The organism is Streptomyces sp. NPDC017940 (genome assembly GCF_044328435.1).
Classification (GTDB): Bacteria; Actinomycetota; Actinomycetes; order Streptomycetales; family Streptomycetaceae; genus Streptomyces.
The window spans coordinates 31,333-41,292 of sequence record NZ_JBIRHJ010000019.1 but is presented as its reverse complement, the minus strand read 5'-3'; the positions used below and the strand labels follow the sequence as shown (position 1 = coordinate 41,292).

The window sequence follows — 9,960 nt, the reverse complement described above, 5'->3', positions numbered from 1 at the left end:
CGGCGGCCAGGTCTGCCACCGACGGCGCGGGATCGCGGTAGCGGGGCTGGGGCCAGCAGCCGACGGGCCCGTTGCGGGCCGGTGCCACGGGCTTCGCATCTAAGGGGTGGGCGACCACATCCGTCCGGATGGCCAGGACGTAGGCAAGGCCGCGGTCGGACAGTGCGGTCCGCAGGTGCGCGTTGGTGCCGTAGGCGGCGTCGGCCACCACGGCCGGTGGCGTCATGCCCCAGCCGGCGAGCGTGTCGAGCATGTCCAACGCCAGGCGCCACTTCTCGCGGTGCGTGACCTCGGGCGGGATACGGGTTCTGGCCCGGCGACCGGCGTCCGAGGCCCATTCCTTCGGCAGGAACAGGCGCCACTGCAGCGGGCAGGAGGCAGTGTCGTTCGCGGCGTGGACACTGACCGCGACCTGGCAGTTGGCCCCCTTCCCCAGGGCCCCGCAGTACTGCGCGGCCACGGCGACCGACATCATCCCGTCCTTGGGGACCGACACGTCGTCGATCACCCAGGCCGTCGGAGCGACCAGCGGCAGCATCCGTTCGGCGATCTGGCGCTGCACCGGCACCGGATCCCAGGTCGACTGATTCACGAACTGCTGCAGGTTCTGCTCATTGCCGTCCGGCAGCCGAGACGCCATGGCCTGAATGGACTTACGGCGGCCATCCAACATCAGTCCCCGCAGGTAGCAGTCCCCCTTGGCCCGCTGGTCCTTGCGCGGCACCGAGGCGAACACATCCGCCACGAACCACGCCAACATCGCCCGAACACGGTTGACTTGATGTGCGTCCACACCCTCAACGTGCTCCTCAACAGGACCGACATCAAGACCTAACGGAGTCCTACTAGTACTCACCGGAGTGTTCGCAAGCACATGGCAGGCGGCCACGGCTCAATCGCGTGCCTCGGTGACAGCCTCACCCACGTGCAGCTCAGCCTCGGCTACCTGGACTTTCTCGAAAGATGCCGCCCTCCCGGCGACGTGCGGCTCGCCAGCTCTGGCTCCCGGACACGTTCGCAGCAGCACGAGACCTGCTTCGCTTTGTTCGAACCGTAGTGGTGGCGGTGCCCGAACCCAGACAGCCGGTTCTCAGTCCCGCGACGGGCTTCTGCTGCGCAGGAGCAAACTCACTCCGAGCACTTGGAGGACGAGCTGCGTGGCCATGGCGACGCGGAAGTCCGCGTGGTCCGGGGTGGCGGCTGTGCCCTGTCTGTGGTCGAGTGCGGCGCCGATTAGCATCATGGCGAGCAGGGCGGCGGTGTATCCGCCGATGTTGGCGATGCCCGAGGCTGCCCCTACACGGTGGGGTGGACTGCCGGAGCGGGCGATGTCCAGGCCGAAGACTGCGGCCGGGTTGCAGAGGCCGAGCACTGCGGTCAGCAGAAACAACAGGGCTAAGGGAGCGTGCTCTCCTGGCCACAGCAGAACCGCAGCCCAGGTGACGGTAGTCGCGCAGGTGATCGTAAGGATCAGCGGGAGACGCCAGTGGGAGCGGCGAGCGGAGATGATGCCGAACACCGGGCCCAGGGCCATGGTGACGACCAGAGGTACCGCGACCAGGTAGCTGGCCGTGGCTGCGGACACTCCCTGCCCCTGGGTCAGGAACGGATAGCCCCAGAGCAGAACGAAGACTTGCACCGGAAAGTGGACGGTGAACATCAGCCACAGGCCAACCGCCGTGGCGGGCTGGCGCCACGCTGCGCCCAGAGCGGTGCGCAGGGTTTCCGTGGAGGAGCCGCGTATCGCGGACGGTGTGTCCTCCTCGGGTGCGTTCCGCACGCTCACCCACACGCCGACAGTCATGAAGGCAGTGGCCAGTGCAGATGAGAAGAACACGCGCTCCCAGCCGAAAGCCCGTAGTGCGGCGGACAGTGGCGGGGCGGCAGCCAGGCCGCCTGCGGTGCCGACCATGATGGTCACCTGGGCGAGAATTGGAATACGGGCGGGTGGAAACCATGAGGTGATCAGGCGGAGCACGCTGATCATGACCATGGCATCGCCGCAGCCCAGCAGAGCCCGGCCCGTGAGGACCAGGGCGAAGCTGTGGCTGCCTGCCACCATGGCCTGCCCGGCGGCCATGACGGCCAGGCTCGCGGTGAGCATCGTGCGGGGCCCGTACCGGTCGACCACGAGGCCGACCGGTACCTGGGTGGCGGCGAACACGGCGAGTTGGACCGCGGCGAACGAGGAGAGAGCGGTGGCGTCGATACCGAGGCGGTCCGCTGCCATCGGACCGGCCACGCCGAGACTGCCCCGGTTGAAGATGGCGATGACGTAGGTGAGGGCTGCGGCACCCCACGACACCCAGGCCCGGGCGGGAATGCCTAAGGATGCTGCCTTTTCCATGCGCGTCTTTCGCTTCTTCGGCGCGGTCACCGCGTCACCGGGCAGGGCCCTCGGCTGTACCGGCCGACTGCGGCGGGATCAGCAGTCTTCCCACGTACCCACTCCGTAAGAGGCGAGGAGGGCTGCGTGGCCGCGGTCGGCGGCCATCGTGGCGTCCTGGCTGAGGCCGACCTGTCCCTTCTGCCGGATCATGTTGGCCCGGGCGAAGGCCCTGGTGCGTGGTGTGTCCCGGCCAAAGGTGACGAAGGCGGACATGCGCTGGCGCAGGGCGTCCAGATCCGCGGAGTGCGGATCGGGGACCACGGCCCCGGCGTGCGTGATGCGTACGTCGAACACCACGAGGTCGCCTGCGTCCATAAGGACCCGGGTGGGCCGTAGGGGCTGGAGGCCGGGGCGTACATGCGAACCCGGGTCCACGCGCAGGCAGTTGAGGTCCGTCGACTCCTGGAGGTAGATGCCGACCTTCACCACCTCGGGCGGCTGGAGGAACAGTGTCGTGGGTGATTCGCCGAAGTAGCCGGTCTCCGGATCGCCCAGGGCTGAGCTGCCACTGTCCTTGTGCCAGCCCTGAGTGAAGCCGTGGTGAGCATCGCTGTGCCCGGTGAAGATCACGTCGCGGGTGCCGAGTGCGGCCCGGGCGAGCTCGATCACGCGGCGGTGAGCGTAGAGCCAGGCGAGTCCCGGGAGGAAGTGAGCGGCGGCCGGCTGCACACGTGCCCCTTCGATCTGCACTCCATGACCGGCTTGGAAGTGCGCGGCGATCAGGGTTCGGGCACTGAAGATCTCGTGAGGCTCGAGCTGACGCCGGGCGATGGCCCAGCCGTCGCTGGCGACGTGGTCCGCTAATTCCGCAGGTGAAGCAAGGGTTGTGGTCACCGACAACTCCTGTACTGAGACGGACTCGATCGGGCCGCTCCATCGGAAACGGCCCGGGCATCCTTCTCTGCACATGCCAATGCCGTATGCACGTACCGTTAACAGCTGCCGGACATCCTGTGATCCGTCGCCCTGCCTAGGGTGATGGCGGGCAGAGTGTCAGGGTGTCTACCTTCGTTGTGTTCGACCTTGAATTCACCTCGTGGCCGCAGGCGCTGGAACGGGATTGGGGCGCGCCTGGTCAGCTCCGCGAGATCGTGCAGATCGGAGCGTTGCGCCTGCGCGAGGACTGCACCGTCATCGAGGAGTACGAAGCTTTGGTACGACCCAAGGTCAATGCCGAGCTGTCGCCCTACTTCACCGAGCTCACCGGTATCAGCCAGCAGACTGTCGACCGCGACGGGATCCCCGCCGAACAGGCCCTGGGCGAATTCCTGGGGTTCTGCCGGGAGCAGACCGTCCTGTCCTACGGCAACGACATGGTCGTGCTCGGCGAGAACGTCGGCTGGGCGCGCGCCCGCGGCGAACAGATCAAGCACAGCTTCCTCGACGCGGCCTTCATCAACATCCGCCCCTGGCTGAACACCGTGGCGCCGGCCACGGCGCAGGCGAACGTCGGACGCCTGTGGAACGTACTGGGACTGTCCAAGCCCGCCTCCGGACAAGAACACTCAGCGCTGTTCGACTGCTACTCCTTCGCTGCCGCACTCGGCCATCTGCGCAGTAACGGCGCCTCACTGCCCGAAGGCTGCTGGTAGCCCGCCGCCCCGTTCCTCCCCTCCAACCTTGGGTCGGGGAGTGCTCTGCGCCGGGAATCGACAGGAACCACACGCGGGCGATCTCGGGGTTCGCGAGGATCACTGCGGTGACGTTCTGCGCCGTGAGGCCGGCTAGGGCAGCCGCCCCTCCTGTGGCGGACGGGGCGGCAGGGGCGGCGTGAGATCACACATCATGGCGGCGAAGACCGGGGAGGCGGGGAACGGCTGCTGCTCGCCGAGCTTTTCGTAGCCCCACCGCTGGTACAAGGCCTGTACCTTGCCGTGCCCGGCCTTGGGGTTGACCAGCAAGGTGACCCGTTGTTCCGTCCTCTCCCGCAGGAGTTCCTCGTGGATGCGGGGAGTCAGGCCGGTGCCCCGCCAGGTTCGGCGGACGACGATCTCGTCCTGTGCATCAGAAGTCCCAGTCCAGCTCATCCTCGTCGACTGCGACAGGCAGGTAACCATCCACGGCCCCGCCGGTCTCCAGAGCCGTGGCCGTCGCGTCTAGGAGAGCCGGAAGCGACGTCCACATGGGGTGGCGTGAATGGACACCGCGGTCTACCTGACGAGCAGGGCGGTCGACGACGCGCTGGATCTGCTGGAGGTGCTGGTCGCGACGAGGCTGCTCGCGGGCGGAGCGGGAGACGGCGAAGCAGAAGCTGAAGACGCTGAGATCTCGGTGACCGTGCTGGACAAGCTCACCTATGCCGGGAGTACGGCCAGCCTGGACGCGGTGCGTGAGCAAGCGGCATTCGGCTTCGTGAGGGGCGATATCTGCGACTCGGACCTCGTCGTGCGGTTGATGGGCGACCACGACCAGGTCGTGCACTTCGCGGCCGAATCCCACGCGGACCGCTCCATCCACGGCGGCGAAGGGCGGGCGCCGCTCGCGCACTGCGCAGGTTGCGGGCGCATCTGAGGAGAGGGGGGACTCGTCGCCGCCTGAAGGCAAGGACGCCTGGACGGCAAAAGCCAGGTATAAACACCCGATGGGTTCGAAAGTGCGGTGACTAAAGTCCCGACAAGCAGGCAAACGCAAGGACTAAAGTCCTCAACTTCCCCGAGCTCAGCCGAACACCCTTCTCATGATCGTTTGCGCATGCCAAGATCATCCTCACCCCGGCGCAGCCACCCCCCTCCACCGGCTGTGCCGGGGCCCGCGCACCGTCTACGAAGGGTTTTCCATGAACCACCGTCAGCGCGTAGTGAGCGGCGTCGTTGCCTCCATCAGCACGGCCGCACTCACCCTGGGAACCGCCTCCGCCGCCATGGCCAGCGAGGCCCCCTCGAAAGCCGAAAGCACTGCGGCCGCGGTCGAGAAGGCCACCGGCACCACCAGCATCGCCCCGGCCCCCACCGCAGGCACCACGATCCCCCAGCGTTCCACGGGGGATGCGAAAGCCGTCGCCGCAACGGGTGCCGCCATATCCATCGCACTTCCCAGCAGCAACAACGTCATCGGCACCAAGGGCGGCAAAAACACCACCGTCTACCCCGGGGCAGCCAAGGCCACCGACCTCGCGATCCAGCCCACCACGGACGGCGGCATCCGCGCCCTGGCCGTCCTCAAGAACGCCACCGCCCCGCGCGAACAGCGCTACGACATCGGCCTGCCAAACGGCGCCCGCCTGGTCAAGCTCAACACCGGCGCCGTCGCCGCAGTCGCCAAGAACGGCACATTCCTCGGCGGTTTCACTACCCCCTGGGCCAAGGACGCTACCGGCAAGCCCGTACCCACCAGCTACCGCATCGACGGCAACACCCTCATCCAGTCGGTACAGATCACGGACTCCACAGCCTTCCCCGTCGTCGCCGACCCCAAGTGGGTGCACGACGCCGCCAAGGGCACCGCCATGGGACTTGCCACCGGGTGCGTGAGTGGCGCCGTCGCCGGAGGAGGAGCTGGGTGCATACCCGGGGCTGTCGCAGGAGGCCTGGGCGGTGCCGTCGCCGGAGTAGTCGGCGGCCTCTTCGACTGACAGGCGACGCTGTCACTTTTCAAGCGCCGCCGACATGACTCGTGAGAAGTACTGCAATGACAGATGACATGAAGAATCGTCGCGCCGGCGCCGAGCGGATCGCCTCGCTTGCGGTGTCGGCCGCCATGGGAGTGGCCCTCGGCCTGGGCGCGAGCGATCGGTCCTGGCCAGCTACCATCTTGTGGGGGCTGATCGGGTGCATCGTCGTAGTGCCGGTAGTAATAGGTGCCACCCGAATCGCCCGTTACGTGAGCAGGCGGCGAACACCCTGACGCCTTCGAGCCGGTCCACTCCTGACAACCGTCAAGGCCGACGCCAGGGGTGGACCGGCTGCAGGGCCACGACCTCTGACAGCGATTCCGAGGCCGAGCAAGGCCGCTTCCTCATCTGAAACCGGCGCGGCGTGCTTGCTCTGGGGTGAAGAACGACGCTGATTTCGACGCGCGGTTGAGCACCGTGACGCGCCCCAGCCCCGTCGGCGCCGCTGGGTGCGCCGTCCTGACCGGCTGCTGGTGACTGCCGAGACGGCCGGGTTCCCCGAGGCGGTACCGGCCGCCGCTGAGCTGCAGGAGCTGATCGAGCAGTGGACCGAGGGCCACGGTGTCGATGCCGTGCGGCGTCTGGCCGAGGCCGGGGACCTCGCAGAGGCGGTCGTCAGGGAGATCACCCCGGACAACACCACCGGCACCTACGCCAAGAGTCGGCGGAACACCGCGGTCAGCTGACGTCCCGGGTCGGCCCCGCCCTGTGTGGCAGACAACAGCTCGACGGCGCGGGTGCAGGTGGACACAAGAAGACAACCAGGGCTCGGTTCACGGTGCGAGGGCAGGCGCGCGAAGATCTCGGTGAACCCTCGTCCGGGACGCTGCGTGGCACCCGCTCGCGATGCGGCTGTGGCACTGGGGCCGCTGGTGTAGCCAGGTGACTTCGGGTGTTGGCTGAGGCCGGGCAGGTCGTGGTGCGGTCGTTCTGTCGGCTCACCAATTGCTGTCGGGGTGCTCTGGAGGGTCCTGCGCGGCGTGGAGGCGGCTTTCGATGTCGGTAGCCCAGTGCAGAGCCCAGGAACGGAGTTCCTGGATCTGGTCGCCGCTCAGGTTGTAGGCGGCGAACTCCTCATCTTCCAGCCAGTCGGCACCGGTGAGGCGGTCGTGGAGGTCTTGCAGGCTGAACTCGAAGCGGGCGTGGCGGCGGCCGAGGGCTTCCAGGTCTGCGGTGCTGTGGTGCCGGGAGGCGGCCTGCACGTCGATGAGGTCGCGGACAGCGCCGCGGTCGGCCAGCGCACGGACCTTGGTACCGATCACATCATCCAGAGCGAGGACCGGGCCGTACTCGGTGGGGGTGGGCGGGGCCCAGAAGGCTTCCTTGAGGATATCGACTTCACACGCGGCGCCGGTGGCGGGATCGGAGACGACTAGCCGGCCGGAGAGCGGGTCGGATCGCACCTGCCGCACCTGCCAGCCGCGCTGGGTGAGTCCGTCTCTGACGGTGCGGACAATGTCGTCCATCGGGGCAGGGTTCTCGGTGGCGACATCGAGGTCCTGGCTGAGGCGGTCGACGAGACCGTGGGCCTGCACGGCATACCCGCCGGTGATCACCAGGGGGTAGGGCGTTCCGATGGCGAGTACGTCGGCCAGCAGCCGGCGGTGCAGGTCGTTCAGGTTCATGCAGTTGTCGCGGCCCGAGCGGTGAGTTCAGGGAAAGCGTTCTCCCATACCTCCCGGATCGGGCGGCTGATGAGGGTGCGCAGTACGGGCCACTGGCCGATCAGCAGGTCACGGTTGAGGTAGGTGACCAGGTCCTGGTGCAGGCCTTCGGCCAGGACGGTGCGGTACAAGCTCATCCGCAGCCGGGGGCGCTCCAAGTCGAAGGAGCGCAATCCCGACCACACGACGTGCAGGGGCAGGTCGACCGTGCCGCGGGCAGGGCCGGTCAGCTCGTCCAGCCGTGTCGGCAGCTGGCGGGCGTACCGGGCGCGCAGCACCTCCAGCGCGTGGAACGCATCGGGAACGGTCGTCGAAGCCATGCCCTGATTATGGCGTGCCACGGCTGATCCGGTCACTATCGGGGGCATCTGTAGGCCTCATGTCGGGCTTAAGCTCCCCCCTCACGACCTCGACGCAAGGGATCTGAGACACCGGCCGCCGTGGTGGCACGCCCCGAGACCTGTCTGTGGGGGAGGGGGTTCTCGTGAGCACGCTGCCCGGAGCCGGTGGCTGATGGCGGGAGCGAGCACCGTCTCAGGATGGCCAGTTCAGGTCTGGGAATGTGTCGCGCGCGGCTGCCAGGAGATGTGGGTAGGCGGTGCCGTGGGTGGCGGCAGCCGCGTACAGGGCTCCAGGGCGGCGCGCAGCGGGTCCTCCTGCACTGCGGCGAATCACCTCCGCTCGAGGTTGTTCAGCGCGCTGGGTGAACATCTTCAGCGCCTCGCCCTCGCGTCCGTTCCTGTACTCGCTGTAAGTGAGACTCACTGAGTGTGTCCGTCAGTGGTGGGGCGGGGATACCGAACCGGGATGATCAGATACGCCAGCGGCGGATCCGTTCGGCGCAGGAATACACATCCGCTTGGCCGGCCCGTACCGCGTGGGCGAGGTCGATGAAGCCGCCGTACGGCTCGGCGAGTCCCTCGCCGGAAGCCTGCATGTAGGAAATCGCTACGAGGACGGCGAACGTGGGGTTGCGCGCGGGCAGCGGGCGGACACTGACGATCTCGTGGAACAGCGCGGCTGCACGCCACGAGGCGTCGGGCAGGTACCCGAGCTTGGGAGTGTTGACCTTGTGGCGGGCCATCGCGGCGACCAGACCCGAGAAGTCGCTCACGTCGAGGGCTTTGGGAAGGAATTCGGCCTGCTGCTCCAGGAGCCATGCCACGTCGATGTAGAGCTCGGGCGGCATCGCTCAGGCGGCCTTTGCTCCGGAGTGGTCAGCGGCGTCGGGTTCCTCGTCGGGAAAGGCGGCTGCGCATGGAAACATTCCCAGGCGGCATCAACTTCCGTGCGCAAGCGTTCCAACCCTGGAATCTCACGATCCATGTACAAAGATCCGCTCATCTGCCGTGATTGCATGAGGGCTGACCTGATGGCGGGAATGTTGCCAATGTCATTCCCGTCGCCAATGGAAGTCGGCTGTTCGCACAAGTCCTTGACCTGAACTCGGAGAGCTTGAGCCAGGTCCAGAAACATCTTTATGCTATTCACGGGGATCCGGTCAGCTTCTACTCGGTACACCCAGTCCTCTGAGCGGCTGAGCAGTGCCCCGAGTTCCCACTGTAAAAGGCCACGACGCTTTCGGTGAAAGCGCACACGCTTGCCGAAGGAGGACGACTGCGTCATGCCACGCAGCATGTCCTGTTCCACGCTGCTCCACAGAGTCCCGATTGCGTCACGCCTGCTCCGCGGGGCGGGGGCGCGACGTCCGGTGCACGAGACGACGCCTTCGACGCGCTCACCGGGCTCCTGGGCGCCGCACGAGCCGCGGTGGCGCGATAGGGGCGGAAGGGAACCCACAGCACGGACGCCTTCAACTACGTACGGTTCGCGGGTGGGTAGGGCTCCGCCTGCGGTCCGTGCCGTAGGGCCCGGACCACCCCCATACGCAGGGCCCCTGCTTCGGGGCTACCGCGTGGAGAGTTCGCGCGACCGTCCTCGCGGCGGGTTGCTGTGTCGTCCCTCTGAGCCTTCGACATCAAGAGGGACGTGGCGGCCACGCCGCTGCCGAGCGGAGCGTCCCTCCTGCACTCGTGGGCTTCGGCCTCAGCCTGCCAGCGGTAGGTCTCCTGCCACACCCGCATCCCGGCCGTCCGTACGTCCTGCGTCAAGAAGGTGTTGTAGTGCGGGTGGATGGTCTTGTAGGTGTCCGGGTCCACCCGCACCGCACCGCACCGAGAGCTGTTCGAGCGCCTGGCCGATCTCGTCGTCGGCGACGGTTGGCAGCGGCCGACCCGCGAGCTCGGGCACGATCTTGCCGAACTTGACGAGCGGCAGCAGCCCCAGGAGGTGCTCTT

The 9,960-nt window shown here is 67.4% G+C and carries 12 protein-coding genes and 1 pseudogene; 4 read left to right on the top strand and 9 right to left on the bottom strand.

Annotated elements, in window-relative coordinates; all coding sequences use genetic code 11:
• The 3 genes from ACH4DX_RS35070 to ACH4DX_RS35060 all read right to left on the bottom strand — a co-directional run.
• Nucleotides 1-793 (bottom strand): IS701 family transposase (locus ACH4DX_RS35070; RefSeq protein ID WP_398158092.1); only part of this gene is annotated, 793 nt, incomplete at its 3' end.
• A gap of 297 nt (nt 794-1,090) precedes the next feature.
• On the bottom strand, nt 1,091-2,377 hold the full coding sequence (locus ACH4DX_RS35065; RefSeq protein ID WP_398158091.1) for a nitrate/nitrite transporter: 1,287 nt from the start codon (nt 2,375-2,377) through the stop codon (nt 1,091-1,093).
• A 48-nt stretch (nt 2,378-2,425) separates the two neighbouring features.
• Nucleotides 2,426-3,298 carry a phytanoyl-CoA dioxygenase family protein gene (locus tag ACH4DX_RS35060; protein ID WP_398158090.1) on the bottom strand — a complete coding sequence of 291 codons (873 nt, stop codon included), beginning with the start codon at nt 3,296-3,298 and terminating at the stop codon, nt 2,426-2,428.
• A gap of 89 nt (nt 3,299-3,387) precedes the next feature.
• Here ACH4DX_RS35060 and ACH4DX_RS35055 point away from each other — a divergent pair, with 89 nt between their 5' ends.
• The gene (locus ACH4DX_RS35055; RefSeq protein WP_398158089.1) at nt 3,388-3,981 is read left to right on the top strand and encodes an exonuclease domain-containing protein; all 594 of its coding nucleotides are present in this window, start codon (nt 3,388-3,390) and stop codon (nt 3,979-3,981) included.
• A 132-nt stretch (nt 3,982-4,113) separates the two neighbouring features.
• Here ACH4DX_RS35055 and ACH4DX_RS35050 read toward each other — a convergent pair whose 3' ends face one another.
• On the bottom strand, nt 4,114-4,416 hold the full coding sequence (locus ACH4DX_RS35050) for a hypothetical protein (RefSeq protein WP_398158088.1): 303 nt from the start codon (nt 4,414-4,416) through the stop codon (nt 4,114-4,116).
• 187 nt (nt 4,417-4,603) lie between these two features.
• Between ACH4DX_RS35050 and ACH4DX_RS35045 the strand changes: the two are divergent.
• From ACH4DX_RS35045 to ACH4DX_RS35035, 3 genes and pseudogenes are all read left to right on the top strand, one after another.
• Nucleotides 4,604-4,852 (top strand): annotated as a pseudogene (locus ACH4DX_RS35045) (GDP-mannose 4,6-dehydratase); the annotation flags it as partial.
• Nucleotides 4,853-5,165: 313 nt separating this feature from the next.
• Complete coding sequence (locus tag ACH4DX_RS35040; protein WP_398158087.1) at nt 5,166-5,960, top strand: hypothetical protein; 795 nt, start codon at nt 5,166-5,168, stop codon at nt 5,958-5,960.
• A gap of 512 nt (nt 5,961-6,472) precedes the next feature.
• The gene (locus ACH4DX_RS35035) at nt 6,473-6,685 is read left to right on the top strand and encodes a hypothetical protein (RefSeq protein ID WP_398158086.1); all 213 of its coding nucleotides are present in this window, start codon (nt 6,473-6,475) and stop codon (nt 6,683-6,685) included.
• Nucleotides 6,686-6,937: 252 nt separating this feature from the next.
• Here ACH4DX_RS35035 and ACH4DX_RS35030 read toward each other — a convergent pair whose 3' ends face one another.
• The 5 genes from ACH4DX_RS35030 to ACH4DX_RS35010 all read right to left on the bottom strand — a co-directional run bounded on the left by ACH4DX_RS35030 (nt 6,938) and on the right by ACH4DX_RS35010 (nt 9,822).
• The gene (locus ACH4DX_RS35030; protein ID WP_398158085.1) at nt 6,938-7,624 is read right to left on the bottom strand and encodes a nucleotidyl transferase AbiEii/AbiGii toxin family protein; all 687 of its coding nucleotides are present in this window, start codon (nt 7,622-7,624) and stop codon (nt 6,938-6,940) included.
• Nucleotides 7,621-7,983 (bottom strand): hypothetical protein, encoded by a 363-nt coding sequence (locus ACH4DX_RS35025; RefSeq protein WP_398158084.1) that lies wholly within the window; start codon nt 7,981-7,983, stop codon nt 7,621-7,623. The genes ACH4DX_RS35030 and ACH4DX_RS35025 overlap by 4 nt, the downstream gene beginning before the upstream one ends.
• A gap of 491 nt (nt 7,984-8,474) precedes the next feature.
• Entirely contained in the window at nt 8,475-8,852 is a 378-nt protein-coding gene (locus tag ACH4DX_RS35020) for a toxin Doc (RefSeq protein ID WP_398158083.1), read from the bottom strand.
• A complete protein-coding gene (locus ACH4DX_RS35015; protein ID WP_398158095.1) occupies nt 8,774-9,289 on the bottom strand; it encodes a multiprotein-bridging factor 1 family protein in 516 nt (171 codons plus the stop codon). The genes ACH4DX_RS35020 and ACH4DX_RS35015 overlap by 79 nt, the downstream gene beginning before the upstream one ends.
• 191 nt (nt 9,290-9,480) lie before the next feature.
• Nucleotides 9,481-9,822: a zeta toxin family protein gene (locus tag ACH4DX_RS35010; protein WP_398158082.1), complete on the bottom strand. Its 342-nt coding sequence runs from the start codon at nt 9,820-9,822 to the stop codon at nt 9,481-9,483.
• Nucleotides 9,823-9,960 lie beyond the last annotated feature (138 nt).